Source organism: Proteocatella sp. QWL-06 (assembly GCF_058684135.1).
In genome coordinates this window covers 2,489,120-2,515,399 of sequence record NZ_CM178755.1, presented here as the reverse complement: position 1 = coordinate 2,515,399, position 26,280 = coordinate 2,489,120, and the positions used below count along the sequence as shown (strand labels likewise).

Here is a 26,280-nt window from a genome sequence, read left to right as displayed (position 1 = left end):
GCTGCTCCGGAATTGAATGGACCGCTTATCCACAAATTCACAGGCCCTACTACTACTACTGTTAATAATATTTACATTATTATATATATTTTGAGGGAGAAAAACATGAAATTTTCTATTGAACAGAAACAGTTCCAGAATGCACTTTCAATTGCACTTAAAGGAATATCGAGCAAGAATATTATGGAAATCCTCAAAGGAATCTATATAGAAGCTGAAGACGATCATATAACCATGGTTTCAAACAATCTTGAAATAGGCATAAAAACAAGGGTTGAAGCAGATGTTACTGAAAATGGAACGGCCATAATAGAAGGAAAGATACTTTCTGACATAATAAGAAAGCTGCCTGACGAAAAAATAACAATATCGGTGAATGACAGCAATATTGTTAAAATTTCTACAAAAAAGACGAAATTCAACATAAAATCGATGATAAACACGAATTTTCCTCAGGTGGAAGAGTTTGAGGATGAAAGATATGAGAAGATAGACATGAAGCTTTTTTCAGACATGGTGAGAAAGACCCACTTTGCAGCCTCACAGGATGAAACAAAGGGAGTGCTTACCGGAGAGCTCATAGAAATAGACGCAGGCTCGATAAGCATGGTAGCGATAGATGGCTTCAGGCTGGCTATAAAGAGGATACCTTCAAATTTAAACCTCGAAGAAAAAAAGGTAGTAGTGCCAGTAAAGACCCTTCAGGAGGTAACGAGGCTCTCATCAAATGAAAACTGCAATTTCAGGATAATGTTTGATGAAAGAAGCGTTTCATTCTCAGTGGATGACACAATAATAAACTCGAGAGTGCTCGAGGGAGAATTCCTTAACTACAGGCAGATAATTCCAAAGGAATTCATGACCAGGATAAAGATAAACAACAGCGAATTCATATCATCTCTTGAAAGAGCCATGCTGGTATCAAACAACAATCTAGTAAAGCTTACCATAGCAGAGGACAACATAAGGGTAAATGCAAAGAATGCCGAGATAGGTGATCTCGAGGAAGACATACCAGTAGAGCAGGAAGGCAAGGATATTGAGATTGCATTCAACATAAAATATTTCCTTGACTGTCTAAAGAACCTGGATGAGGAATATGTATACATGAACTTCAACACCAAGCTCAGCCCATGCATAATAAATCCTGAAACAGACGAGAACTACACATATCTGCTTCTTCCTGTAAGGATATAGATTCACAGGGCAAAAAATATACAGAAAACTTAAAATCAGCTGAAAAAGATATAAAACCACGATTAGTACATAACGTGGTTTTTTTATATTAAAAATCATCAAATATTAATATATATTTACATAAAATGAACATATCCTGAAAAAAATATGTTATAATATATAAGGTATTAATATAACCGAAAAGAGGAATAATTATGGAAAAGATAAAGATAGACACAGAATTCATAAAGCTGGACCAGTTTCTTAAGATGGTCAACATAGCAGCAAGCGGAGGACAGGCAAAGATAATGATAATATCTGAGGACGTTAAGGTTAACGGTGCAGTCGAAACTCAGAGAGGAAAAAAACTCAGGAGCGGAGATATGATAGAAGCTGAAGGAAGAAAGTTTCAGATTCTATAGAACGAAGGACTGGACAGGGTAAACTTATGCTTATCAGAGAACTGGAGCTTTACAGATTCAGGAACTACGAGAGTCAGCACATAGAGTTTGAAAATGGGATAAATATAATACACGGAGATAACGGAGAAGGAAAGACTAACATTATCGAAGCAATATACCTGCTTTCAATAGGGAGGTCGTTTCGTACTGCAAAGGACAGGGAAATGATAAATCTCGGTCATGAGACAGGATATATAAAATCAAGGGTTGAGAGCATGGGCAGGGAATTCAAGATAGAATACAGGATAAGCAAGTCAGGCAAGAAGGCCATAAAGATAAATGGAGTACCTGTAGACAGGCTAAATCAGCTTCTTGGGATAATAAATGTAGTCATATTCTCTCCGGAGGACCTCCGGCTCGTAAAGGAGGGCCCAAGAGAAAGACGCTCGTTCATAGACAGGGAGATCTCTCAGATAAGGCCCAAATACTATCAGCTGCTCAGTGTATATCACAAAAACCTTCTTCAGAGAAACAATCTTCTCAAGAATCCAGCTGCAGACAGGCTCCTCATAGATGTATATGATTCGGCGCTTGCAGAATCAGGATACCGGATAATGTGCTATCGTGAAGAGTTCATAAATGAAATAAGGGAAATAGCGCGCAAGAATCATCTCAGCATATCATCAGGGAAAGAGATTCTTGAGATAGGATATGAAAAAAACGTTAATGCAGGCAGCGAAGCGGAATACATGAGCATTCTCAGAGAAAGCCGTGAAAAAGATATTTTCAGAAAAACCACTTCTTCAGGAGTGCACAGAGATGATCTTGACATCAGAATTAACGGAATAGATCTCAGGAGCTATGGCTCACAGGGACAAAAGAGAAGCGCAGCAATATCTCTCAAGCTTTCAGAGATAGAGCTTATAAAGAACATAAGGGGAGAATATCCCGTGGTGCTGCTTGATGACATATTCAGCGAGCTCGACCCCAAACGCCAGCATATGCTTCTTGAGACATTTCGAGAGACCCAGACATTTGTAACGGTCGCAGAGGAGATGGACATAGAAATAGACAATACTAAATACAGGGTAAAAAGCGGCAGTATAGAAAAATACTGACATTTGTGTTTTCAATATAAAAATTAGGAGTAAATATCATGAGTGAAAAAGATTTGATTAATGAAGAGCACCACAGCTTTGAAGAAGACAATAAAGTCACAAAGGACTATGGCGCAGATCAGATTCAGGTACTTGAAGGTCTTGAGCCGGTAAGGAAAAGACCGGGAATGTACATCGGTTCCACAGGACCAAAGGGGCTTCATCACCTTGTATATGAGGTAGTTGACAATGCGATAGACGAAGCTCTCGCAGGCCACTGTCAGAACATCTACGTAGCAATAGAAAAGGACAACTCCATAACAGTAACAGATGACGGAAGAGGAATACCGGTAGAGATACACCCAAAGACCGGAAAGACTACGCTTGAGACAGTGCTTACGGTGCTTCATGCAGGCGGAAAGTTTGGAGCCGGAGGATACAAGGTATCAGGAGGGCTTCACGGAGTTGGTGTATCGGTAGTAAATGCGCTTTCGACTGAATTCGTTGCCGAGATAAAGCGTGACGGAAAGATATACAGACAGGAATTCTCAAAAGGAATAGCCTGCGGAGGCATACAGGTCGTAGGAGAGTCAGACTGCACAGGAACAATGATACATTTCATGCCGGATGCGGAGATATTCGAAGAAGTATTGTATAAATATGAGACGCTTGAATACAGGCTGAGAGAGCTTGCGTTCCTCAACAGGGGAATATCTATAACACTTGAGGATAAGAGGGAAGGACAGGAAAAAAGCAAGCTGTTCTATTATACAGGTGGAATAATTGAGTTTGTTAAATACCTCAACAAGAGCAAGGATCCAATACATGATGAGATAATATATTTTGAGAAAAAAGTCGACACATATACAGTAGAAGTAGCTATGCAGTATACCGACGTGTATATAGAGAACATATACAGCTTTGCAAACAATATAAACACTATAGAAGGCGGAATGCACCTTACCGGATTCAAGTCTGCGCTCACGAGAGCCATAAATGAATATGCAAAGAAGGCAAAATTCATAAAGGACAAGGATGATACGCTCACGGGAGAAGACGTAAGAGAAGGCCTTACGGCTATAATATCTGTAAAGCTTGAAGATCCTCAGTACGAAGGCCAGACAAAGACAAAGCTTGGAAACCCTCCGGTAAGGCAGATAGTAGACTCTGTGACATTCGAGACCTTTGAGGCATTTCTTGAGGAAAATCCTCAGACAGCAAGGATAATAATAGACAAGTCGCTGCGTTCTCAGAGAGCCAGAGAAGCTGCCAAGAAAGCAAGAGAGCTCACAAGAAGAAAGTCAGTGCTTGAGTCTACATCGCTTCCTGGAAAGCTTGCAGACTGCAGTGAAAAAGATCCTTCTAAATCTGAGATATATATAGTCGAGGGAGACTCTGCGGGAGGAAGTGCGAAAGAGGGAAGAGACAGAAAGACCCAGGCAATACTTCCGCTCAGAGGAAAGATACTCAACGTCGAAAAATCAAGGCTTGACAGGATACTTTCATCAGATGAGATCAGAAACATGATAACCGCATTCGGATGCGGAATTGGCGATGAATTTGATGAAAACAGGCTGAGATATCACAAGATAGTAATAATGACCGACGCCGACGTAGACGGTGCTCACATAAGGACGCTTCTGCTTACATTCATGTTCAGGTATATGAAGCAGCTCATAGAAAAAGGATTTGTATATATAGCTCAGCCTCCTCTTTATCAGGTAAGAAAAGGCCAGAAGGCAAGATATGCATACAATGACAAGGAGCTTAACCAGTACCTTGATGAATTCGGAAGAGGAAGCAATCCTACGATCCAGAGATACAAAGGTCTTGGAGAGATGAACGCAGAGCAGCTGTGGGATACTACTATGGATCCTCAGTTCAGGACACTCCTGAAGGTTACCATAGAAGATGCTTCAGCAGCCGATGAGACTTTTACGATGCTTATGGGAGACAAGGTAGAGCCGAGAAAGAACTTCATTCAGGAAAATGCAAAATACGTAAAAAACCTTGATATATAACATTCTTTCAAAGCCACGAATAAAGGAGCAGAAATGGAAACGAATCAGTTTGATAAAACCATAGATATAGACATAAAAGATGAAATGGAGAAATCCTATATAGATTACTCCATGAGCGTAATAGTAGGAAGAGCGCTTCCTGACGTAAGAGACGGCCTCAAGCCGGTTCACAGGAGAATACTATTCTCAATGTCGGAGCAGGGACTTACTCCCGACAAGCCTTACAGGAAATCTGCGACAGTAGTCGGAGACGTTCTTGGTAAGTACCATCCACATGGAGACTTGGCGGTTTATGAGGCCATGGTAAAGATGGCGCAGAAATTCTCAATGAGATACCCTCTCGTTGACGGACAGGGTAACTTCGGTTCGATAGACGGAGACTCTGCGGCAGCGATGCGTTACACAGAGGCAAAGATGACAAGGATGGCGGGTGAGATGTTAAAGGATCTTGAAAAAGATACCGTGGATTTCATGCCAAACTTTGATGAAAGACTAAAGGAGCCTACAGTGCTTCCTGCAAGATACCCAAACCTTCTGGTAAACGGCTCAAACGGGATAGCAGTAGGGATGGCTACGTCCATACCTCCGCACAACCTTTCTGAGGTAGTGGATGCCGTTGTAGAGCTCATAGACAATGATGAAGCAACGGTAGAAGACCTTATGAAGCACGTTAAAGGACCGGATTTTCCTACAGGAGCCATGATATATGGAAAAACGCTCATGAATCAGGCATACAGGACAGGAAGAGGAAAAGTCACTCAGAGAGCCAAGGCTGAAATCGAAGAGATGAGTAATGGAAAGAGCCAGATAGTAGTTACCGAGATACCTTATCAGGTAAACAAGGCTAAGCTGGTCGAAAAGATTGCAGACCTGGTTAAGGAAAAAAGAGTCGAAGGAATAACGGATCTTAGAGACGAGAGTAACAGAAAAGGTATAAGAATAGTAATAGAGACAAGAAAAGATGTAAATGCCCATGTTCTTCTTAACAACCTCTACAAATACTCTCAGCTTCAGCAGACATTCTCGATAATAATGCTTGCTATAGTAAATGGAGAGCCAAAAGTACTTAGCCTTGACCAGATGCTGAGATACTATCTGAACCATCAGGAAGAAGTGGTAACAAGACGTACGAAATTCGAACTGAACAAAGCGCTCAACAGAGCTCACATAATAGAAGGACTCCTCATAGCAATAGACAATATAGATGAGGTAATCGCAATAATAAGAAGCGCATACGAAGATGCTCAGGAAAAGCTTATAGAGAGATTCGACCTTACAGAGGTTCAGGCTCAGGCAATTCTGGATATGAGATTGAGAAGGCTTCAGGGACTGGAAAAGGAAAAACTTGAGGAAGAATACAGATTCCTAAGCGAGAGGATTACCTACTACAAGACTGTGCTCGAAGACAGAAACGTGCTTCTTGGGATAATAAAGACAGAGATCCTCGAGGTAAAGGAAAAGTACGGCGATGCCAGAAGAACAGAGATACTTGACCAGGAAGATGACATAGAAGATATAGATATGATAGACGATGAAGAAGTTGCGATAACTCTTACTCATTTCGGATATGTCAAGAGGATGCCGGTAGACACCTATAAATCCCAGAAAAGGGGAGGAAAGGGCATAGCTTCCATGACCACAAGAGAAGAGGACTTTGCAGAAAAGATGCTCATAACCAGCAACCATGCAAAGGTTATCTTCCTTACAAACATGGGAAGGATGTACAGGATACCTGCATACAAGATACCTCAGAGCTCAAGGACTGCAAAGGGAACCAATATCATAAACCTCATACCTATAGAAAAGGATGAGAAAATAAATTCAATCATCGCAATAAAGGATTCTGCAGACAACGAGAATATCGTAATGTGCACAAAGAAAGGCATAATCAAGAAGACTGAGCTTTCCCAGTTCAGAAAGAGCCAGAGAAACGGCCTTATAGCAATAACCCTAAAGGACGGGGATGAGCTTATAAGCGCAAGGATAACCAAAGGCGATGAGCAGATAATCGTGACCACGACAGAGGGAAAAGCCATAGCTTTTGAAGAATCTCAGATAAGGCAGACAGGAAGAAATACCATGGGAGTAAAAGCAATGGATATTTCTGATACTGACGGCATCATTTCGATGGAAGTAGTTGAAGATGACAAGTGCCTGCTCGTAATAACCGAGAATGGATACGGAAAGCGTACCTGCATTGGAGAATACAAGATACAGTCAAGAGGCGGCAAGGGCGTAAAGACTTACAACATATCCGATCAGACAGGTCAGATAGCAGGAGCAAGGCTCGTTGCCGAAGACGATCAGATAATGATCATAAACTCAGATGGAACTATGATAAGGATGGAAGTAAGCCAGATACCTAAGCTCAACAGAGTCACAAAGGGAGTCAAGCTTATGAAGTCAATAGATTCCAAAATAGTTTCATTCGAGAGAATTGAATCAAACGGAGAAGAAGAAGAATAAGCTCAAACAGCCAGAAATGCTCTGATTCATTAAAATGATAAATCAGAGCATTTTTAATTAATTTGAAATTAATTAAAAATAAAAAATTATATATAAATGAGTTTATTCAGCTAATATCTGGGGTATATTATTTCGGATTGGATAAATTATGGAGGTGACATATGTCAAAAAACAAAAAAGTCAGATCAGATTCCAAAATTGGCGCATTTGTACTTGGAACCTCAATTGGAGTAGCTGCAGGAATGCTGCTTGCCAATAAACCAGGATCTGAGCTGAGAGAAGATATTACAGAAGTTGCTGAACAGCTCAGAGAAAAGGCTGTTGATATAATCGAAAACAAGGAAGAATACATCGAGACTATCAGGGAAGCAGTTGACAAAGCAGTTAAAAAGGATGAAATAATCAGATATGACACTCCTGACTATTATGAAAAGGAATTTGACACAGAAGATCAGGATATTTGATTACCCTAAACAATTATCGAGGGAGAGTGGCTATGATTTGGGAAGTTGGAATTCTTTTGGGAGGAATAGGGGTCCTCATACTCTGCATATGCGCAGGAATGATGCTCAGGGATGCAGGGATGACGCTTAAAAGCGTTACAAGGATAAGCCTTGAAAAAAAGGGTGAGATAGAGAGCATAATAGATCACTCAGCTGCGATAACGGAAAATATAGACACCATAACTAACAATGCGGCAAAGGTGACATCCGTGGTTTCCATAGCTACCGAGGTAGCAAAGGCAGTAAGGAACAAAAATGCTTATAAAGAAGAATCAGAAGAAGGAGAAAAACATTAGATATGAGCAAATTCATTGAAGCGAGCGCAGATATGGATGATGAGTGCAGCAGGCTCACGATATCCGGAGAGATTGACCTCAATACCATAGAAGTGCTTGAGCCTAAGCTGGAAGAGATGCTTAAGGAAGATAAAGATATACTTATAGATATGGAGAATGTAAAATTCATAGACTCAACAGGGCTGGGAACTCTCGTAAAGCTCTATAAGGATCAGAAGGCAAGAAACAGGAAGGTAACAATAATAAATACAAGAGTAAACGTGAGGAAGATTTTTAAAATAACATGCATGGAAGAAATGTTCAATCTGGGAGGAGAAAATTCATGATAAACCACAGTCAGAAAAATATTATAAAAATGACGTTGCCTACGGATCCTAAATTGATATCTGTGATCAGAATGACGGCTTCCTCCATAGCAAATCAAATAGGCTTCAATATCGAAGAGATAGAGGATGTAAAGATTGCAGTTTCAGAGGCATGCACAAATGTGATAAAATATTCGAACGTAGATACTTTTGACCTTTATTTTTCATCGGGGGAGGATTTTATAGAGGTACAGGTAGAAGATGAGGGAGCAGGCTGCAATCCTTCTCAGATAAAAGAGCCTCTTTTTGACGAGAACAGGTCTTGCGGAGGACTGGGAATATATATAATAAAGACACTTATGGATGATGTTGAGGTAGTGTCTCAGGAGGAAAACGGTACAATAATTTATATGAAGAAAATTATAGGGAGAGATGAATAATTGTATAATGGTTCTGTAAAGAAAAATATGGAACTTTTTAAAGACGAGAAATATTCAGACCTTAGTACCAGGGAGTTGTTTGATGCTTACGAAAAAGATAAATGTCGGGAAATCAGAAATGAAATTGTCAACAGAAATTTATATATTGCAGAACTTCTGGCAAAAAAATACGTAGGAAGAGGAATAGAATTCGAGGATATATTCCAGGTAGCTTCTCTGGCACTTATTCTTGCTGTCGAAAGATTTGACGTCAGCAAGGGTTTCGAGTTTTCAAGTTTTGCCACACCGACAATAATCGGAGAGATAAAAAGACATTTCCGGGATAAAGGGTGGGCTATAAAAGTTCCAAGAAAGACGCAAGAGCTTTCAATGAAGATAAATGAGACAAGAAATAAACTGGAGCAGGAAATGGGCTCGGTACCTAAAGTAGAGGATATCGCCAATTACCTTAACTGCACATCAGAGGAAGTAATGGAAGCGATAGAAGCTTCGCAGCTGTTTTCAATAAGGAGTCTCGATCTCCTTAAGGAAAACAAGGACAGAGATTCTGAAATGAGCTTCATAGAGATTCTTGGAAAAGAAGATGAGAATTTCAGCAATATAGAAAACAGGGATTTTATAGAAAGATTCATTGAAAAATTAAATGACGTGGAAAAAAAGATACTTATTGGGAGATTTTACAAGGGCAAGACTCAGGTTGCAATAGCCAGGGAGCTTGACCTTTCTCAGATGACCATTTCAAGGATAGAAAAAAAGATCCTCTCAAAACTCAAGGAGGACTATAAGAAAACTGTAGAATTATAGTAGTTTCCAAGCAGCTTCTCTGAATAAGAGAGCTGCTTTTTTTAAACATAATGCTGATTTCACAATTAAGTCTGCCGATTTCATAAAATGGTTTAAAAACAGGATTAAGAATGTTAAACTTACATTAAGTTTAAATATTTTCTTTAAAGGAACATACATGAAAAGATATCATATATGGGGCATAGATATAATTCGATTAAACTGGGGGGTTTAAGATATATACATCCAATTCTGATTTCATGGTGTCCAGACGAGAAATAAATTTCAGGCAAAAACAGAGTTCAGTTATCTGACTGGACTCTGTTTTTTTTGCATATAACTTTCTGCAAGCCATCTATAAACAAAATCTATAATACATATCATTATTATCGATTGGAAAATATCCTGATAAAAGAATAAAATATACTTACAGATATGATTTACAGAAAAGGAGATGTTATGCTTATAGATATGCATGTTCATGAGATGAGAAATTCCTCCGACAGCTTCATGTCCCTTGAGGAAATAGTGGAGCAGGCGCGTCAGATAGGTCTTGACGGAGTATGTATAACGGATCATGAGAGCATGGGGCTCAGAGAATATGCCGAGCTGTACTCAAAAAAGACAGGATTTCCTGTTTTCGTAGGTGCAGAGTACCTTACGAGAGAAGGAGATATACTGGCATTTGGAATAGACCGTCTGCCTGACGAGGAACAGCTTCCTGCTCAGGAATTCATAAATTATGTAAATGAGAGAGGCGGGGTATGCATAGCGGCCCATCCTTTCAGGAATAACAACAGAGGACTTGGAGAGAACCTGAAGAAGGTAAAAGGACTCGCAGGAATAGAGGTATTTAACGGAAGCACATCAGATGAGGCAAACGCACTTGCCATGGAGTACTGCAATGAACTGGACCTTGTGCCTTTCGGGGCAAGCGATGCTCATATAACGGCAAAGCTTGGAAAATATGCCACAAGATTTCCAAAAAGAGTTAAAAATATTTCAGAGCTTGTTGAGGTTATAAAAGCAGGAGGCTGCCTTCCTGAAATAACTGAGGAATATATGATGGTTGAAAATGGTTAAAAAAAAGAGCCTAAAAAGGCTCTTTTATTATTTTTCTTGCAACATGAGTCCATGTAAAACGGCTCAGGTCAATCCTGTGTTTTTTATCCCTGCCCGTGACATTCTCTGTCACGGCTTTTTTTATGGCACTTGAAAGCCGTGCTTCAAAATCGGGAATCTCACTTTCAACAGGCTCATCCACATCCTTCATCACAGGTAGTCTTACATATTCAACCGGTGAATCTCTGAGATTGCTTTCTATCCATAATCTCAGACCTGGGGTGTCAGTCGTTACAGCCGGAAGTCCACATGCCAGGGCTTCGATTACTACGAGAGGCAGGCCTTCGTAGAATGAAGGAAGTACGAATATATCAGATCTGCTGAATTCTTCAGCGAGCTGCCTGTGATTCAGGATGCCCAAAAATTCTACTTTATGAGGGCATTCCTCAGCGGCCTGGCTTATCAGCAGCATGTCTTCGTTGCTTCCGCTTCCTCCTGCAAGGCTCAGCCTTATGGATTTAAACCCCATGTGCTGAGGATCTGTATCTGAAAGGGCATGTATGAGTTGAAGCAGCCCTTTTTTTCTTGATATCTTTCCAGCGTATATTATCCTGAGGACATCATTTTCAGTAGAGGCCATGGCTTCATGCGATTCTCTTACCGTGAATATCTCAGGGTTGTACCCGGTTCCTATTATCTCAAGCTTTTCAGAGATGTCTCTTCCGAGAAGGTCTATTATCTCGCTCCTTTGAGAATCGTGAAGGGCGTATATTCTGTCGAGCTTTCTGAGAGACTCTAAAGTACGGTCATTGTAGAAATCATGGCTTTTCAGCTGACGCAGGCATGTACCATGGCATACGCCTACTACTCTGTACTGGCTGAAGTATTCTGCAGTTATACCGGTCAGAAGGTAGAGATGGTGGCATATTATGAGGTCAGGCTCAAAGGAGCTTACGGCAGAAGATATCTTATCCAGCCATACTTTTTTGAATATCTCATAATCTCTTTCGCTCATGTCTCTGTATCTGATGCTTGAGTATGGCATCTCGTCGCTCATGCCAGGTATTTCATATGGTATTTCATCTGAATTGTAAATTACAGGATAAGCCTCGCCACTTATCTGGCAAAGCAGCTCTGATTCGCTGTGGCTGCTTATTCCGCATACAAGAGCCTGGGAGTGGCCCATTTTGTCAAAAGCCTTCATGAGCTCGCTGAGATAAACCCCGCTTCCGGTTGAAAATGGCTTTTGAGCCGTAATGTTCAGTATCTTCATCTGTATCCATCCTGATTCTGAATCAATTTTGATCTGTTTTCCTTAATTCCTGAGCAGCATAGCTGAGGGAGCTCCTGCACATGTCTTCCAGGCTTTCTTCTGCCTTCCATCCAAGTACTTTTTCTGCAAGAGAGGTGTCAGCGTAGCATACGCTCACGTCTCCCGGGCGCCTTGGCGAAAGCTTTACAGGGATTTTAATGCCTGTGCTTTCCTCAAACATCCTTACAAGCTCAAGCACTGAGCACCCTTTACCGGTTCCAAGGTTGAATGCTTCATATCCACTGCTCGTGAAAAGCCTCTCCAGAGCGCATACATGGCCTTTTGCAAGGTCTGATATGTGTATATAGTCTCTTACTCCGGTTCCGTCCTCTGTGTCATAGTCAGTGCCGAATATATCGAGGCAGCTCTTTTCTCCAAGTGCGGTCTTTATTATGTGAGGCATTATATTGTCGGACGGTATTTTGGGATCTTCTCCGATAAGCAGGCTGCTGTGAGCTCCAACTGGATTGAAATACCTCAGCATTACAGCACTCCACCTGTCATCCGAGCTGCAGAGATCCAGGATTATGTCTTCTATCATGGATTTGCTCCTGGCGTACGGGTTCGAAGGATTCTTTGTGAAGGCTTCTGTTAGAGGCATTATATCATTTTTTCCATATACTGATGCGGATGAACTGAATATGATTTTTCTTACATTATATCTTTCCATGACTTCCAGTAGAGAAACGGTGGCGCATACATTGCTTCTGTAATAAGAAAGAGGCATTCTCACTGATTCTGATACGGATTTCAAGCCTGCAAAATGAATCACTGCATCAAAGCGATGTTTTTCGAACACAGCGCACAGGCTGTCTGTATCAGAGATATCGACCCTGTAGAAGCAGAATTTTTTTCCTGTGATTTCAGCTATTGCATCTGGAGCATCAACACTTCCCCTTACAAGGTTGTCACATATGACAATGTCATGGCCTCTGCTTATAAGCTCTGCAGCAGTATGGCTTCCTATATATCCGCATCCTCCGGCAATCAGTATATTCAATCTGCTCAACCACCTTTCTATAAAATAAAAACTGTTACACAGGATTGCAACAGTTAGAATTCAAGAGATGCCTTTGTCTGGAGTATGATCTTGTCTTTTCTTGGCATTACAAGAATTTCAGAATCATTTGAAAGCACTATCATCATGTCGTTATTTGGTTTGAAAAGGTCTTTGTTTCTTTCGATAAGCTCGCTGGCTTCTGTAAGATCACTGTTTGTCAGATTTATATTTACTATGTTTTTCATAAAAACTCCCTAATACTTAAATAATTGGATTTAACTTCATTTATATTGTAACATATTTCAGGCTCCTTTAGAATAAAAAAATGCCCTTACTGCAACTTTGCAGATAAGGGCATTCAAAGTATTGTTTAGTCTTCAAGAATTCTTCCATCAGTAGATATCGTATATATCTGCCAGGGGATGAACTTTCCGCTTTCCTTAAGTGCATTCACAGCAGCCCTCTCGATGCCTCCGCAGCATGGAACTTCCATTCTCACTATGGTAACGCTCTTTATGTTGTTCTCTCTTATTATGGCAGCAAGCTTTTCTGTATAGTCTCCTTCGTCAAGCTTTGGGCATCCTATTACGGTTATTCTGTTCTTTACGAACTTGTTATGGAAATCTCCGTATGCATAGGCAGTGCAGTCAGCAGCTATGAGAAGATTTGCATTTTCAAAGTATGGAGCGTTTACAGGAACCAGCTTTATCTGAACCGGCCACTGTCTCAGCTGAGATTCTGCAGAAGACATGGCTGTAGCAGTGGAAACCGGAGCTGCTGATGAACTCTTTGGTCCTGAAAGAATAGCTGATCTTGATATGGCCTTCGCCTGAGATCCTGCGCATCCGCACCCTTCTCCGTGAGCTGAAGGTGATTTTGGAGCTTCTTTGGCAGCGACCCTCTTTGGAGCCACTTCTCTGTTATATTCAGCGGCCTCTCTCTCCTCGAATGAAATAGCATTCGTAGGACATACAGGAAGGCAGTTTCCAAGCCCGTCACAGTAATCATCCCTTAGGAGTTTTGCCTTTCCGTCAACTATTGCGATAGCGCCCTCGTGGCATGCGTTCGCACAAAGTCCGCATCCTACACATTTCTCTTCGTTGATCTTTATAACTTTTCTTATCATTTTATCCTCCTGAATTACAAGGTGGACGTCACGTCCACTTTTTGAATAGATTAATATATTATTTTCATCTGTATATGATTTTGAAGATTTATAATTGTAATCCTTTATATGTATGATACAATAATAATAACAAAAATAATGTTGCATATGCAACAAAAAATAAAATTTGTCTTGAATTTTTTAAGATCAGAAATACGACCGATGCAATTATAAAATATAGGATCAGTGTAAGAGGAGAAGGAATATGAAACTAAAAAGAATTGTATCAGTCGCATTAACGTTAACAATGACAGCGGCGATGAGTGCATGCAGCAGCAATGACGGGACAGATAGATCAGATATGGAAACAAGCGGTAGTGTGGGATTTTCAGTATCTACGCTAAATAACCCATTCTTCGTAACTCTGGTAGATGGGGCAAAGGCTACTGCAGAAGAAAATGGCGTAGATCTTATAGTGCTGGATGCGGGTGATGACGCAGCCAAACAGACAAGTGATGTAGAAGACTTAATATCAACAAACATAAGTGTTTTAATAATAAATCCGGTTGATTCAGATGCAGCTGCGCCGGTAGTGAAAGACGCAATAGATGCGGGAATCAAGGTGATTGCGGTTGACCGTGTAGTAAATGGCGTAGAAGTAGATTGTAAGATTGCATCAGACAATGTAGCGGGTGCAAAAATGGCAACAGAATATTTGCTTGAGCTGGTTGGAAAAGGTGCTGAAGTAGCTGAACTTCAGGGTGTTCCAGGAGCATCTGCGATTATTGACAGAGGAGAAGGTTTTCATGAGGTGGCAGATAAGGATTTAGATGTTGTTGCAAGTCAGACTGCTAACTTCAATCGTGCAGAGGGGTTGGATGTTATGGAGAATATTTTACAGGCTTCAGGTGATTTAAAGGGTGTTTTTGCACACAATGATGAAATGACATTGGGAGCAGCAGAAACAATAAGTGCTTCAGGCAAGGATATTAAAATTGTAGGATTTGATGCGACTGATGATGCAGTGGCAGCTGTAAAAGAAGTCAAAATGGCGGCAACTGTAGCACAACAGCCAGAAAAAATGGGTATCACAGCGGTTGAAACGGCTATAAAATTGATGGCTGGAGAGATGGTTGAAAAATCCATACCGGTTGAGGTTAAGTTGATAACAGAATAGACCATTAATAATTTAGATACTCATACTTCGCACATGAATATTATTCTATGAACCTTGAAAATTCAATATTTGACATGAATCAACTATCTTAGATACACAAACCAAGACACTTTTTCGTTGATGAAGGAAGTGCCTCAAAGAAAGAATCCATAAATTGCTCCAGCTGACTTGATGTAAGCGAAAGCTTATCTGCTAAAGTTGATAAAAATGCATTCATAAGCATTTGAAATGCCTGCCTCCAGTTTATGTCAGCCATTTCATCTGCTATCAGATAGAACAGTTCACCAAGAGTTCGTTTATCGGAAGATGTCCTGTTTTCAACAGCAAGCATCATATACCTTGTAAATACAACAGCTACATGAGCTGTCATTGCATCATAAGACAAAGATCGGCATTCTTTAGTCAGTTTCAGATATGACTTGCAGATCTTGAAAAATACTTCTATGTCCCATCTTTTGCCATATATTCTGATGATTTCATTTTCATCCAGGGATGACGGCGAACAGAACCATGTATCAAAAAGCACATGCTTTGCAGGGATTCCATAATGAATTGCTTCTTTAATCAGTTCAAGCATCACAAGTGTAGCCTTTGTCTGAGCAAGAACTCTTCTCTTGTGACCTGCGGTCCTCTTGTCCAGCTCTTCAGCTTCATTGAATCTGTTTTTCATATTTTCAGAAGAAAGCAGGCAGCTGTTTACAGGAAGAAATGTATTGCCTTCAGACCAGCCTAGCGTGAGCAGGCGGAAGCCTCTTCTGAATTTTGAATTTGCATGATCAAATACTTTTGAAAGAAGTTCAACATTCTTGTACTTGTTTCTTTCAAACATAGTGTCATCAATGATAAGAACATTTATTCGTTCTTCATCAGTAAGTTTCTTGATAGTTGTGTTTACAATCCTGGACGAAAGCATTGTCGTAAAGCGAAGCCAGTTTATGTTGGCTGATTTTATAAATCGGTATACAGCATCTTTAGCGAAGCTGTTTAAACGCTTTTCGGACATCATCTCCATGTACATGCTTCTGTTGAAGAATACAAGAGAAAAGATGTACTGAAAAATTGCTACTGCAGCAATGCCTTTTGATTTACATCCATTAGAAGCTTTTAGTATTGAGCCCACCCTGTAAACCTTAAAAAAACTTGATATCTTTGAAGAAACAGTATTATCAATTTCGTATTTTTGTGTTATTATTTTCATAGCATGAACCTCCGGTTTTGATTTATTGTTTCTGATAACTCAATTATACCAAAAACGGGGCTTTCATGCTTTTTATTTGTCAAATATTATTGAATTTTCAAGGTTCATAGGCACTTTTTGAAGTGCGAAGTATGAGTTAGATACTAATACTTAGGCGTCTCATCGTATTTATTGGATGAGACGCCTAAGTGTTTTTGAAATATTAGAATTTTTAAAGCCGAATTTTTAAAGCTTTCAAAAAAATAGGATTATTCTCTTTGACATATTCTTGCATTTTTGATACTTTAGAAAGTGAATCTTATAATGCAAAATTTGAGGAGAAATTAAATGAAAAAAATACTGATTGTAACATATGGTGAAACGACTTCTGATACACTTTATAACCAGTTGTTTGGATTAATTGGTAAATATGTTGAAATAGATAAATGCACAGTATCGAATTTTAAGGATGTGGATTATTACGATTTAATTATTGCAAGTAGCAAATTAACATATCAGCAGCTGATTAAAAAATTTAATATAAGGTGTGATTTTTTGATTACAGACAGAGTCATAGATCATAAAAATCTTGGGGAAATAATAAAGATCGAAGAAGGCAGGGATGTGTTGTTTGTAAATGATTCAAAACGTTCTGCTTATGAAGCCATAGAACAATTAAAAGAGCTTGGAATAAATCACATCAATTTTATTCCATATTATCCTGGATGTGACTATAATGAATACCGTCACTTGGATATTGCAATAACTCCAGGTGAAGAGAAGTTGGTTCCAAGCTATATAAAAGAAGTTGTTGAAATAGGCTCGAGAATTATAAGCATCAGGAGCATACATGAGATTGTCAAGGTTCTGGATTTGGAATTTTCTTTTAAGGAAGAACTTACGGTTAAATATATAAAGGATATTGTGAGTGTTACAAAATCAATCGAGAAAAGCCGTCAACTCCTCAAGGAATCAGAAATGTCATTGAAGATGATAATAAACAACGTGGATTTGGGGTTGGTATCTGCAAATGAAAATGGCGATATTCTGTGGGTAAACTCAAAATTTGAAAATATGATTGGGAAGAAATCAAAGGATTTAATCGGAAAAAACGTACTAAGTTTATTGAGGATAAAGAAAGACATCGAGTTTTTAAGCGAACCGTCCCTGATTGACGTTGAGGGAATCAAATATTTAATAAGCAACAGTCACATGGAAGAAAGAGATATAAAAAGATTCCTGTTGATGTTTGAGGATATACGTACAGTAAAAAATAAAGATCTGGAATTAAATTTATTATATAAGGAGGAATTTAATAAATATCTTTATGATTTTTCGGATTATATGACGGTTGATGAAAAGAATTTGAAAATGCTGGAAAAGGCAAAAATGTTTGCAAAAACGGAGTCGAATATTCTTATCCAGGGAGAAAATGGCACAGGAAAAGAAATTTTGGCCCAGGCAATACATAGAAACTCATTCAGGAAAGGGAAGCCGTTTATTCCGATAAACATAACCGCAATATCTGAAAATCTCCTTGAAAGCGAACTTTTTGGATATGAACCGGGTTCTTTTACGGGGGCTGACAAGAATGGCAAAATCGGTATATTTGAAAAAGCAAAAGGCGGGACGGTATTTATAGATGAAATCGGGGATGCTCCAAAATATATCCAAACAATACTTCTTAGAGTTATACAAGAAAAAAGGATAAGGAGGATAGGGAGTGCCCACGAAATACCTATAGATGTAAGAATACTTGCAGCGACTAACAAAAACTTGGTTAAAAGCATGAGTACTGGAGAATTCAGAGAAGATCTTTTCTTTAGACTTAATGTACTGCCTATTACAACGATACCGCTGAGGAAGAGGAAAGAGGATATAATTTTTGTGTTGAAGAAATTTTTGGATTCGATATTAGAGGAAGATTGCTTAGAATCCGTTTTAAGTCTTGAAGTAATAGATTTATTGGTTGCACATCCTTGGAAAGGAAATGTTCGTGAGCTTCAAAATCTTTCGGAATATTTGCTGGTCATATACAGCGGCAAAAAGATTCAGATTGAAGATCTGCCAGAATACATTCTAAATAGTGTTGTCAGAAAGAATATTATTGATTATAATCAATTTCTGATAATCAAAGCGTTAAATTCGCAAAACTATATTGGAAGACGATTGATTTCAGAGATAACAGGCATTACAGAGGGGAAGATTAGAGGCATAATGGATAAATGCAAAGAAGAAGGATATATTGAAATTGTAAAAAATAAAGGTGCATGTATTACTCTGAAAGGCAAAGATATCTTATCTGCATATATAAATATGGAAACGTGGAATTAGAATTGCTGGGATAAAAAATACTCACACTGGGCTGATGAAAGCCCAGTGTTCTTTCTCTAAAAATAATTTAATATGTCGGTTCGGTATTGTCTTTGAAATATATCTTTAGCAAATGCATTGCAATTATGGGATTTTCAAATAGAATTGATAAAATTTTCAAAATTCTTGTAATTTGGCATTGATTTTGCAAATACATGTCATTGAAAAATATAATTTCAGGAGGATGTTAAAATGAAACAAGAATTACAAAGTAAAATTCGTAAACCTAGTTTGGGATGGTCGCTGGTTCCACTGATAGTAATGATATTATTACTAGCTATAGGTTATGGTAAATTTGGGCTTAGGACAGAACCGATTTTGATTCTGATTGCATTCATAGCAGGTATAATTGCCTGGAAGCATGGGATGACTTGGGCTGAAATGCAAGAATCCATAGTAGAGAAGATAGCAAAAGCGCTTCCTGCAACATTAATTCTTTGGAGCGTAGGCTTTCTTATAGGATCTTGGATGTTTAGCGGGACTGTGCCAATGATAATATATTATGGGGTGCAGATTGTGAATCCTAAATTTTTATTGGTTACTGCTTTTATAATAACAGCTATAGTTTCTACCGTTACCGGTACTTCATGGGGGTCTGCAGGTACAGTGGGAGTTGCGATTATGGGCATTGCAGGAGGACTTGGGGTATCTCTGCCAGCTACGGCCGGTGCTGTAGTGGCTGGTTCGTATTTTGGAGATAAAATCTCCCCTTTGTCAGATACTACGAATTTAGCGCCAATCGCTGCAGGTTCTGAGCTCTATGAGCATATTAAGCACATGCTTTATACGACAGTGCCAGCTATGATAGTATCCCTCATTGTATACACGGCAGTTGGTTTTGGTACTACTGGAAATTTGACTACCCCTGAATCCGTTACAGTTCTGCTTTCTCAGCTTGATGGCATGTTCAGCTGGAATCTAATATTGCTGCTCCCTGTAATTTTGATAATCACAGGCTCATTGAAGAAGTGGCCTACAATTCCAACGATGCTGGGTACAAGTTTATTTTCAGTTTTACTAGGAGTGCTCGTACAGGGATTTACATTTAAAGATGGTTTTACTTCAATTGTTCAGGGCTTTAATGTTAGCATGACGGGTTTTGAAGGCGAAGCTGCTTTTGAAGTTACAAAACTCATTAACAGAGGTGGCGTTGTTTCTGTAACAGGAACTACGGTATTGATATTTTGTGCTATGGGATTTGCAGGTATAATGAGCAAATCAGGAATGTTAGAGGTTGTTCTTCATGCTATGATGACAAAAATAAAAACAACTTCAGGACTAATACTTACAACTATCGGATCTTGTTTCACAGTGGCTTTTATTACAGGAAGTTCTTATCTTTCAATTATTATACCAGGAGAATTGTTTAAAGACGCTTACAAGGAAAAAGGGTTGCATGCAAAGAATCTATCAAGAACGCTTGAAGATTCAGGAACTGTTTTGGTACCACTTATACCTTGGTCTGCAGCAGGAGCATATATGGCATCAACACTTGGTGTTGCAACACTTGAATATTTACCATGGGCAGTGCTTAACTACATGGGGATAGTATTTGCAATAATTCTTGCCTATACAGGAATAGGAATTGCAAAATTGGATAAATCAGAGGAGTCAAACGAACGCAGTTATAAGTAATACGATTACAAAAGACAATTGACTATACAAAAAATGAGGTAATATTATGATATTGATAAAAAATGCAAGGGTATATAATCCGGCAGATTTAGGAACAAAGGATGTTCTTATATGTGGAGAAAAAATCGAAAAAATCGCTGATGAAATATTGATCTCTGAAGACTTGGTTAGAATTATTGATGGCACGGATAAAATAATCATTCCAGGACTTATTGATCAGCATATTCATATCACCGGTGGAGGAGGAGAAGGTGGATATACGACCAGGGTGCCTGAACTTAAAATCAGAGAATTGGTTGAAGCTGGACTTACGACTGTAGTAGGGCTTCTTGGAACCGATGGCACTACCAGGAGTATAGAAAATCTCGTTTCAAAAGCAAAAGCTATCAACGAGCTTGGCCTTACTTGTTTTGCGCTTACGGGTTCATATGAATATCCAACTGTTACCTTAACGGGTGATGTAAAGAAAGATATAACATTTATTGATGAAATAATAGGAACCAAGCTAGCAATATCTGATCATAGAAGTGCAAGTCCTACAGTTGATGAAATTGCAAGAGTTTCATCTGATACAAAAGTTGCCGGGATGTTCAGCGGCAAAGCAGGAATAGTTACGCTGCATGTAGGAAATGGAAAAGAGGGTCTTAAGCCTATATTTGATGTGTTAGATAATACTGAAATTCCGATTTTTGTGTTCAGACCAACTCACTTGAACAGAAATGAAACGCTGCTAAAGCAGTCTTTTGAATTTGCAAAAATGGGAGGATATGTAGACTATACCTGTGGAATAGGAGACAGATTATCACCATCAGGGGCGATCAGAGAATCGATTATCGCTGGAGTTCCACAAGAAAGAATCACTTTTAGTTCTGACGGATACGGCAGCTGGTCTAATTATGATAAAGAAGGTACTCTGTTGGAGATAGGAGTATCGTCAGTTAAATCAACATTTGAATGCCTAATAAATATGGTGGAAAATGAAAATTTTTCATTTGACGAAGCTCTGCCTTATGTAACCACCAACATTGCCAAAGCATTAAGACTTGAAAAAACCAAAGGACAGATAAAGGAAAATTTTGATGCAGATATACTTATGCTGAACAACCAAAATCAGATTGATACTTTTATTTCCAGGGGTAAAGTGATGATGGATGACAGCAAACTCATTGTACAATTCCCGTTTGAATAAATATGTAAGGATAAATATGAAAAAGATCATTGGAATACTTGCTGGCATGGGGCCTGCTGCTTCAGTTGCACTTTTTGATAATATCGTCAAGATGACGGATGCAAAAAGTGATCAGGAAAATATTAGAATAATAATAGATAATAATACTTCAATACCTGACAGGACTGCCTATATAATCGGGAAAGGAACAGATCCCAGAAAACATTTGATAGAATCCGCTTTAAAACTAAAAGAGGCTGGTGCCGATTTCATAATTATGCCTTGTAATACGGCTCATTATTTTTATAAGGAGATCAAAGATGGAGCAGGCGTAAGCATGGTTCATTTAATTGAAGAAACTGTAAAAAACATAGTTGAAAGAGGCATACAAAAAGTTGGTCTGCTGGCAACGACAGGAACAATTAAAACAAATATATATAACAGCATTGGAGCCAGAGCAGATATAGATATTATCATACCCGATATAGAGTATCAGGAAAAAAATATGAAATTCATATATGATATTAAAGAAGGAAGAAATGGATGCATTTCTGACTTCAACGAAGCGATCGAAAATTTAAAGTCAAAAGGAGCTGAATTTTTCATACTAGGATGCACTGAATTGTCAGTAGCAAATAACATTCATGATTTTGGAGATAAGTTTATAGATCCTTTGAAAATAATATCAGAAGTTGCTATTGAGTTGGCGGGTTATAAAGTTAAAAAATAAATTAAAGCCACCTGAAAAGGTGGCTTTCAAGTTGTAGACAAAGTCCAAGCATATCTGCTTGGATTTTGTTTTTTGGAATATAAATATATGCGTTTACAAGACTTTCAGTCATTTTCACAGTATAATAAGTATTAACCTGAATTATTTTTCTCAATTTCAAGGGCAAGCCAAAATCAATGTATTGATTTTGATGGTCAAATGGCTTGATTCTCTCTGGCGTCTTCCTGCATTTTCAGTATGCTTTGTTGCCCCAGATAGATCAGCAGCTGCCATTTTCCGGGCATATTTTCTGCTTTATCAAGCATTTCGTGTGTATTTAATACCTGATTGTTAAATCTGGAGTGTCTTCTCAGAAAGTTGTAGTAGGCTACCCACAGTGACACTGAGTAATTTGCACCGTCAAAATTGTCGTAGCCGCAGGTGCATCTGTATGTTTCTTTGAAGGTTCTGTTTAATCGCTCTATGACTTGCTTGTATGGTCTGTATTCTTTTGATACTGCATCATCGTTTGCAAGCCCAATGACCTGTGTTATGTCAAATTCCAGGGGGGTTTCCTGAAGGGAAAACTGCTGTGCGGCGAGTGGATAGGCACTGTACCCGTCTGCTATGAACTTGAATTTGTCTGTTAGTTTGTGGATTCCGCTGAAGGCTTTTTTCATGGCCAGTATGCATGGGCCTACGCTTCTGCCTGATGAGACCTGGTAGCCTATCACTGATTTTGAAGCTGCATCCATGATAAACCAGATGTATCCTTTGATTCCTCTTACTTTTATGTAGGTTTCATCTGCGATAAATGTTTCTGATTTTTCGTAAGGGTAGCTATCTATGAATGGCTTGATTAAAAGCGCAGCTGTTCTGCAGTAGTTGGATACCATTGTGTGGGAGATCCTTATTCCGTAAAGATCTTCAAGGGCCTGGGCTGTTTTTCGTAATGAGAGTCCAAGATTAACATGAAATGTAAGGCACAGGGACATGATATGTGCGTTTTGTTTTCTAAACTTCAGTGAGGATGAGTTCTTTGGAAGGGATTTTAAATCCATCTCAAAGAAATCTACGGTGAATTCCCGGTAGATGTAATGGAGTTTGTATTTGTATTTTTCTTTTTTATCTAGGTTTTCCGGATCTACTTTTTTCAGGTTGTTGAGATAGTACTTGCACTTTTGATTGGTGCATTTATGTATGCTAAAAAAGGTCCTGTCTCTTTTAGGGACAAGGCTGTGACTGCAATGAGGGCATTTGAGTTTTAATGGTTTGGTAACTCTTTTTCCGGTGGAAAATGTCTGGCTGCATATCTTGCACTGGTACTGGCCGTTGTCTCCGTTGTTATCGTAAATATAGTGATGCGGAGCATTGCATACTGGACATGATATTTCTTCTGGTATGGTTCTTCCGTTCCTGCGCTGAACTGGTTTTATCTTCTTCTGATATTTCGATTCGTAGTATGACAGAAGAAACTGCCAGTCCTGTTTGATGAATGGCTGGATTATTGGAAGTTGGTCTGTCTTGAATTTTTGATATTTTGGTGAGTGGGTATCGTCATGCGCCCACTTACCTAATGGAATATATTTTGAAATAAATAGTACTAAAAATCGAATTTGTTGATTTTGGTATTGAATTACATGTAGTAAATGAGTTATAATTTGAGACATAACAATGGCACCCTTGCCTTTCTGTTTTATTTGTTGTGTGGTAACTCAAATTATATCAGAAAATGGGGGGTCATTGTTTTTTTATTTAAAAAACAGTGAAAACCTTTGAATATATAGCAATATTAAATAAAATAGGGGTGTAAAACTTTACACTACCAAAAATAATGGGGAGGTACTGATATGGAAATAAGCTACAGAGAATACATTCCCTTGCTCATGAAAAACAGGCTGTTTGAAGGAATAAGTCCGCAGGATACAGAAAAAATACTGTCATGCCTTAATGCACATGTGAGAGAATATGAAAAAAAGGAAACAGTCATCAGAGAGGATGGTAAACTGCCGGGAATAGGTATAATACTAAGTGGCAGCGTTCAGATAAGCAGGTCAGACATGTTTGGTAACATTAATATAATTGCAGAGCCTGGAAAAAATCAGCTTTTTGCTGAAACTTTTGAGGCTGCGGGAATGATTGAGAGTCCGGTCAGGGTAGTTTCACAGGAAAATTCCAAGATAATGTTCATAGAATACAGGAAGATGATGAATATGTGTGCGAGTACATGCAGTTTTCATTCAAGGCTGATGGCGAACATGATGAAGATAATAGCGGTAAAGAACACAGAGCTCAGCAGGAAGATAGACATACTCTCAAAAAGAACCATAAGAGAGAAGCTGATGGCATATTTCATGATGGAGATGAAGCTTCAGGGAAAAACAGGAAGGATAAGGCTGTCATTCAGCAAGACTGATCTTGCTGACTATCTGAGCACGGACAGGAGCGCAATGAGCAGGGAACTTTCAAAGATGCAGGATGAGGGAATAATTAAAGTAGAAGGAAGATTTATAATGATGAATCAGAACTATTAAAATTAGAGCTGAATTTAAATAACAGCCAAGGCAAAATGAAATATTGTCCTGGCTGTTATTAACGTCAAAGGCAAGAATATTACAGATAAAGTATATGTGTAAGTACTGCTACAACAGGTATAGCCACAAGTGTTCTTACAACCCAGAGAGAAAGTATATCTTTCAGTTTTGCCGGTATACCGAAGAATATTATAGGGAGCATGGTCTCTGTGATATAAAGCACCTGAACAAGTGATACCATGAGAACGAAAAATCTCGTTGCAGCATATTGAGATCCGGAAACAAGTATAGATGGAAGGAAAAGATCAATTCCGCCTACAAGTATGGCCTGTGTTGCAATTGAGGCATCAGGAATTCCAAGCATTGATATGAATGGTGTGAATGGAATGCTCAGAAGTTTTATTATAGGGGTAAATTCGCTTACTGCAAGCCCGAGGATTCCAATCGTTATTACCATAGGAATTACTCTGAGAGTTATCAGGCAGCCATCCATAAATCCTCTTGCCATTTCAGGCAGAAGTCCTGGTGCATTGTCGGCCTTTACAAGAGCATCATTGAATCCTTTTTTTATCTGAGCAGGATTTAAATGAAGGTTTTCTTTTCTCATCTCTGTGGTTTGAACAGAACCGTCTGAATAAATATCAGGGTACTTTGATATAGGTGGTATGCGGCATACTATTGCAGCTACTGCATAAGTGACAATGCAGTAAAGCAGGAATATGAGACCAAAATCGTCCAGAAGCCCAACATAGCCTATAAGGAACGCACAATAGCCAACGGAATTAAGGCTGAAACTAGATGAGATAAAAAAAGCTTCTTTAACTGTATAATGCTTTTCTTTATAAAGAGATGCGGTAAACATTATTCCTACTACGGCAGCGCCGACTATCGAGGCTATAGTATCAAGTGCACTCTTTCCCGGTACCTTGAAAACAGGTCTCATAAAGGGTTCAAGAAATGCACCGATGGCTTCAAGGAGTCCATACCCTGCCAGAAGAGGAAGTACTGCGCCTGCAACCGGAACTATACTTATGGTAAAATTGAGAGTTTCCCCAATCATCACACCTCCGGTTTTTTCACTGTATGCAAATTCCCAACCAAACTGGAAATAATACATGATGGCAAATATCGATCCAAGAAGGTACAGCACGAAGTGAAATTTAGTATCTTCCTCAAAAAATCTTTTGACGGCATTATCGCCCCTGCAGATGTGATTTGAGTATATGTACCCGGAAAGCATTATCACAGGACAAAGAGTTATAAGTGGTTGTACCATATTTCCAAGAACCATGTTTAGGAAGAAATCCTTGTATATTACTTCGAAGAGAAGTCTTCCTTTTATGGGGACGAAAAATATGGTGATCCCAAGACCGGAGGCCAATAAAAATTTTAAAAGGCATTTCCAGTAGGGGTTTTTAAGTACAGGATCATCGCACGGGACGACGACAGGTTTGGGGATTACAGCTTCTTTCATAGTAAATTCTCCATTTCTTTTAACTAATGAATGATTTAACAAAAATATTGCTTTTACCTTATACCT

24 protein-coding genes are annotated in these 26,280 nt (G+C 39.0%); 17 read left to right on the top strand and 7 right to left on the bottom strand.

The genetic code is table 11. The features are described 5' to 3' along the window. The first annotated feature begins 105 nt into the window (after positions 1 to 105). From dnaN to AC4PGZ_RS11915, 11 genes are all read left to right on the top strand, one after another. Complete coding sequence (dnaN, locus tag AC4PGZ_RS11965; protein WP_492158844.1) at positions 106 to 1,197, top strand: DNA polymerase III subunit beta; 1,092 nt, start codon at positions 106 to 108, stop codon at positions 1,195 to 1,197. A gap of 194 nt (positions 1,198 to 1,391) precedes the next feature. After that, on the top strand, positions 1,392 to 1,598 hold the full coding sequence (yaaA, locus tag AC4PGZ_RS11960) for a S4 domain-containing protein YaaA (protein WP_492158843.1): 207 nt from the start codon (positions 1,392 to 1,394) through the stop codon (positions 1,596 to 1,598). Between the two features lie 26 nt (positions 1,599 to 1,624). Further along, positions 1,625 to 2,695: a DNA replication/repair protein RecF gene (gene recF / locus AC4PGZ_RS11955; protein WP_492158842.1), complete on the top strand. Its 1,071-nt coding sequence runs from the start codon at positions 1,625 to 1,627 to the stop codon at positions 2,693 to 2,695. A gap of 38 nt (positions 2,696 to 2,733) precedes the next feature. Further along, entirely contained in the window at positions 2,734 to 4,695 is a 1,962-nt protein-coding gene (gene gyrB / locus AC4PGZ_RS11950; protein WP_492158841.1) for a DNA topoisomerase (ATP-hydrolyzing) subunit B, read from the top strand. A gap of 33 nt (positions 4,696 to 4,728) precedes the next feature. Then, entirely contained in the window at positions 4,729 to 7,161 is a 2,433-nt protein-coding gene (gene gyrA / locus AC4PGZ_RS11945) for a DNA gyrase subunit A (protein WP_492158840.1), read from the top strand. Positions 7,162 to 7,322: 161 nt separating this feature from the next. Further along, positions 7,323 to 7,625 carry a YtxH domain-containing protein gene (locus AC4PGZ_RS11940; protein WP_492158839.1) on the top strand — a complete coding sequence of 101 codons (303 nt, stop codon included), beginning with the start codon at positions 7,323 to 7,325 and terminating at the stop codon, positions 7,623 to 7,625. Positions 7,626 to 7,657: 32 nt separating this feature from the next. After that, positions 7,658 to 7,960 carry a hypothetical protein gene (locus tag AC4PGZ_RS11935; protein WP_492158838.1) on the top strand — a complete coding sequence of 101 codons (303 nt, stop codon included), beginning with the start codon at positions 7,658 to 7,660 and terminating at the stop codon, positions 7,958 to 7,960. A gap of 2 nt (positions 7,961 to 7,962) precedes the next feature. Continuing rightward, entirely contained in the window at positions 7,963 to 8,286 is a 324-nt protein-coding gene (locus tag AC4PGZ_RS11930; RefSeq protein WP_492158837.1) for an STAS domain-containing protein, read from the top strand. Further along, positions 8,283 to 8,705 carry an ATP-binding protein gene (locus AC4PGZ_RS11925; RefSeq protein ID WP_492158836.1) on the top strand — a complete coding sequence of 141 codons (423 nt, stop codon included), beginning with the start codon at positions 8,283 to 8,285 and terminating at the stop codon, positions 8,703 to 8,705. Before AC4PGZ_RS11930 ends, AC4PGZ_RS11925 begins: the two co-directional genes overlap by 4 nt. Positions 8,706 to 8,732: 27 nt before the next feature. Next, a complete protein-coding gene (locus AC4PGZ_RS11920) occupies positions 8,733 to 9,509 on the top strand; it encodes a SigB/SigF/SigG family RNA polymerase sigma factor (protein ID WP_492160276.1) in 777 nt (258 codons plus the stop codon). A gap of 438 nt (positions 9,510 to 9,947) precedes the next feature. Beyond that, positions 9,948 to 10,571, top strand: coding sequence for a PHP domain-containing protein (locus AC4PGZ_RS11915; RefSeq protein WP_492158835.1), 624 nt, complete (start codon positions 9,948 to 9,950; stop codon positions 10,569 to 10,571). Positions 10,572 to 10,581: 10 nt separating this feature from the next. On the opposite strand, the gene AC4PGZ_RS11910 is transcribed toward AC4PGZ_RS11915, so the two are convergent. The 4 genes from AC4PGZ_RS11910 to AC4PGZ_RS11895 all read right to left on the bottom strand — a co-directional run bounded on the left by AC4PGZ_RS11910 (position 10,582) and on the right by AC4PGZ_RS11895 (position 13,988). Next, positions 10,582 to 11,823 (bottom strand): glycosyltransferase family 4 protein, encoded by a 1,242-nt coding sequence (locus AC4PGZ_RS11910; RefSeq protein ID WP_492158834.1) that lies wholly within the window; start codon positions 11,821 to 11,823, stop codon positions 10,582 to 10,584. Positions 11,824 to 11,845: 22 nt separating this feature from the next. Then, positions 11,846 to 12,862, bottom strand: a complete 1,017-nt coding sequence (gene galE / locus AC4PGZ_RS11905; protein ID WP_492158833.1) for a UDP-glucose 4-epimerase GalE — start codon at positions 12,860 to 12,862, stop codon at positions 11,846 to 11,848. 53 nt (positions 12,863 to 12,915) lie between these two features. After that, positions 12,916 to 13,107: a hypothetical protein gene (locus tag AC4PGZ_RS11900; protein ID WP_492158832.1), complete on the bottom strand. Its 192-nt coding sequence runs from the start codon at positions 13,105 to 13,107 to the stop codon at positions 12,916 to 12,918. Positions 13,108 to 13,232: 125 nt separating this feature from the next. Further along, the gene (locus AC4PGZ_RS11895) at positions 13,233 to 13,988 is read right to left on the bottom strand and encodes an ATP-binding protein (RefSeq protein WP_492158831.1); all 756 of its coding nucleotides are present in this window, start codon (positions 13,986 to 13,988) and stop codon (positions 13,233 to 13,235) included. Positions 13,989 to 14,232: 244 nt separating this feature from the next. Here AC4PGZ_RS11895 and AC4PGZ_RS11890 point away from each other — a divergent pair, with 244 nt between their 5' ends. Further along, the gene (locus AC4PGZ_RS11890) at positions 14,233 to 15,144 is read left to right on the top strand and encodes a D-ribose ABC transporter substrate-binding protein (protein WP_492158830.1); all 912 of its coding nucleotides are present in this window, start codon (positions 14,233 to 14,235) and stop codon (positions 15,142 to 15,144) included. A gap of 88 nt (positions 15,145 to 15,232) precedes the next feature. On the opposite strand, the gene AC4PGZ_RS11885 is transcribed toward AC4PGZ_RS11890, so the two are convergent. Continuing rightward, on the bottom strand, positions 15,233 to 16,342 hold the full coding sequence (locus AC4PGZ_RS11885; RefSeq protein WP_492158829.1) for an IS4 family transposase: 1,110 nt from the start codon (positions 16,340 to 16,342) through the stop codon (positions 15,233 to 15,235). A gap of 327 nt (positions 16,343 to 16,669) precedes the next feature. Between AC4PGZ_RS11885 and AC4PGZ_RS11880 the strand changes: the two genes are divergently transcribed. The 4 genes from AC4PGZ_RS11880 to cuyB all read left to right on the top strand — a co-directional run bounded on the left by AC4PGZ_RS11880 (position 16,670) and on the right by cuyB (position 22,227). Further along, a complete protein-coding gene (locus AC4PGZ_RS11880) occupies positions 16,670 to 18,655 on the top strand; it encodes a sigma-54 interaction domain-containing protein (protein WP_492158828.1) in 1,986 nt (661 codons plus the stop codon). Positions 18,656 to 18,886: 231 nt separating this feature from the next. Next, entirely contained in the window at positions 18,887 to 20,329 is a 1,443-nt protein-coding gene (gene nhaC / locus AC4PGZ_RS11875) for a Na+/H+ antiporter NhaC (RefSeq protein ID WP_492158827.1), read from the top strand. A 46-nt stretch (positions 20,330 to 20,375) separates the two neighbouring features. Next, positions 20,376 to 21,518: a beta-aspartyl-peptidase gene (gene iadA / locus AC4PGZ_RS11870; RefSeq protein WP_492158826.1), complete on the top strand. Its 1,143-nt coding sequence runs from the start codon at positions 20,376 to 20,378 to the stop codon at positions 21,516 to 21,518. A gap of 16 nt (positions 21,519 to 21,534) precedes the next feature. After that, positions 21,535 to 22,227: a cysteate racemase gene (cuyB, locus tag AC4PGZ_RS11865; protein ID WP_492158825.1), complete on the top strand. Its 693-nt coding sequence runs from the start codon at positions 21,535 to 21,537 to the stop codon at positions 22,225 to 22,227. A 194-nt stretch (positions 22,228 to 22,421) separates the two neighbouring features. Here cuyB and AC4PGZ_RS11860 read toward each other — a convergent pair whose 3' ends face one another. Beyond that, the gene (locus AC4PGZ_RS11860) at positions 22,422 to 23,876 is read right to left on the bottom strand and encodes an IS6 family transposase (protein ID WP_492158824.1); all 1,455 of its coding nucleotides are present in this window, start codon (positions 23,874 to 23,876) and stop codon (positions 22,422 to 22,424) included. A 180-nt stretch (positions 23,877 to 24,056) separates the two neighbouring features. Between AC4PGZ_RS11860 and AC4PGZ_RS11855 the strand changes: the two genes are divergently transcribed. Next, a complete protein-coding gene (locus tag AC4PGZ_RS11855; RefSeq protein ID WP_492158823.1) occupies positions 24,057 to 24,740 on the top strand; it encodes a Crp/Fnr family transcriptional regulator in 684 nt (227 codons plus the stop codon). A 79-nt stretch (positions 24,741 to 24,819) separates the two neighbouring features. Here AC4PGZ_RS11855 and AC4PGZ_RS11850 read toward each other — a convergent pair whose 3' ends face one another. Continuing rightward, positions 24,820 to 26,214 carry a YjiH family protein gene (locus AC4PGZ_RS11850; RefSeq protein ID WP_492158822.1) on the bottom strand — a complete coding sequence of 465 codons (1,395 nt, stop codon included), beginning with the start codon at positions 26,212 to 26,214 and terminating at the stop codon, positions 24,820 to 24,822. Between the last annotated feature and the right edge of the window lie 66 nt (positions 26,215 to 26,280).

Coding starts and splice junctions, on each gene's coding strand:
- dnaN (WP_492158844.1), top strand. CDS start 106: ATGAAATTTTCTATTGAACAGAAACAGTTCCAGAATGCACTTTCAATT.
- yaaA (WP_492158843.1), top strand. CDS start 1,392: ATGGAAAAGATAAAGATAGACACAGAATTCATAAAGCTGGACCAGTTT.
- recF (WP_492158842.1), top strand. CDS start 1,625: ATGCTTATCAGAGAACTGGAGCTTTACAGATTCAGGAACTACGAGAGT.
- gyrB (WP_492158841.1), top strand. CDS start 2,734: ATGAGTGAAAAAGATTTGATTAATGAAGAGCACCACAGCTTTGAAGAA.
- gyrA (WP_492158840.1), top strand. CDS start 4,729: ATGGAAACGAATCAGTTTGATAAAACCATAGATATAGACATAAAAGAT.
- AC4PGZ_RS11940 (WP_492158839.1), top strand. CDS start 7,323: ATGTCAAAAAACAAAAAAGTCAGATCAGATTCCAAAATTGGCGCATTT.
- AC4PGZ_RS11935 (WP_492158838.1), top strand. CDS start 7,658: ATGATTTGGGAAGTTGGAATTCTTTTGGGAGGAATAGGGGTCCTCATA.
- AC4PGZ_RS11930 (WP_492158837.1), top strand. CDS start 7,963: ATGAGCAAATTCATTGAAGCGAGCGCAGATATGGATGATGAGTGCAGC.
- AC4PGZ_RS11925 (WP_492158836.1), top strand. CDS start 8,283: ATGATAAACCACAGTCAGAAAAATATTATAAAAATGACGTTGCCTACG.
- AC4PGZ_RS11920 (WP_492160276.1), top strand. CDS start 8,733: ATGGAACTTTTTAAAGACGAGAAATATTCAGACCTTAGTACCAGGGAG.
- AC4PGZ_RS11915 (WP_492158835.1), top strand. CDS start 9,948: ATGCTTATAGATATGCATGTTCATGAGATGAGAAATTCCTCCGACAGC.
- AC4PGZ_RS11910 (WP_492158834.1), bottom strand. CDS start 11,823: ATGAAGATACTGAACATTACGGCTCAAAAGCCATTTTCAACCGGAAGC.
- AC4PGZ_RS11900 (WP_492158832.1), bottom strand. CDS start 13,107: ATGAAAAACATAGTAAATATAAATCTGACAAACAGTGATCTTACAGAA.
- AC4PGZ_RS11895 (WP_492158831.1), bottom strand. CDS start 13,988: ATGATAAGAAAAGTTATAAAGATCAACGAAGAGAAATGTGTAGGATGC.
- AC4PGZ_RS11890 (WP_492158830.1), top strand. CDS start 14,233: ATGAAACTAAAAAGAATTGTATCAGTCGCATTAACGTTAACAATGACA.
- AC4PGZ_RS11885 (WP_492158829.1), bottom strand. CDS start 16,342: ATGAAAATAATAACACAAAAATACGAAATTGATAATACTGTTTCTTCA.
- AC4PGZ_RS11880 (WP_492158828.1), top strand. CDS start 16,670: ATGAAAAAAATACTGATTGTAACATATGGTGAAACGACTTCTGATACA.
- nhaC (WP_492158827.1), top strand. CDS start 18,887: ATGAAACAAGAATTACAAAGTAAAATTCGTAAACCTAGTTTGGGATGG.
- iadA (WP_492158826.1), top strand. CDS start 20,376: ATGATATTGATAAAAAATGCAAGGGTATATAATCCGGCAGATTTAGGA.
- cuyB (WP_492158825.1), top strand. CDS start 21,535: ATGAAAAAGATCATTGGAATACTTGCTGGCATGGGGCCTGCTGCTTCA.
- AC4PGZ_RS11860 (WP_492158824.1), bottom strand. CDS start 23,876: ATGTCTCAAATTATAACTCATTTACTACATGTAATTCAATACCAAAAT.
- AC4PGZ_RS11855 (WP_492158823.1), top strand. CDS start 24,057: ATGGAAATAAGCTACAGAGAATACATTCCCTTGCTCATGAAAAACAGG.
- AC4PGZ_RS11850 (WP_492158822.1), bottom strand. CDS start 26,214: ATGAAAGAAGCTGTAATCCCCAAACCTGTCGTCGTCCCGTGCGATGAT.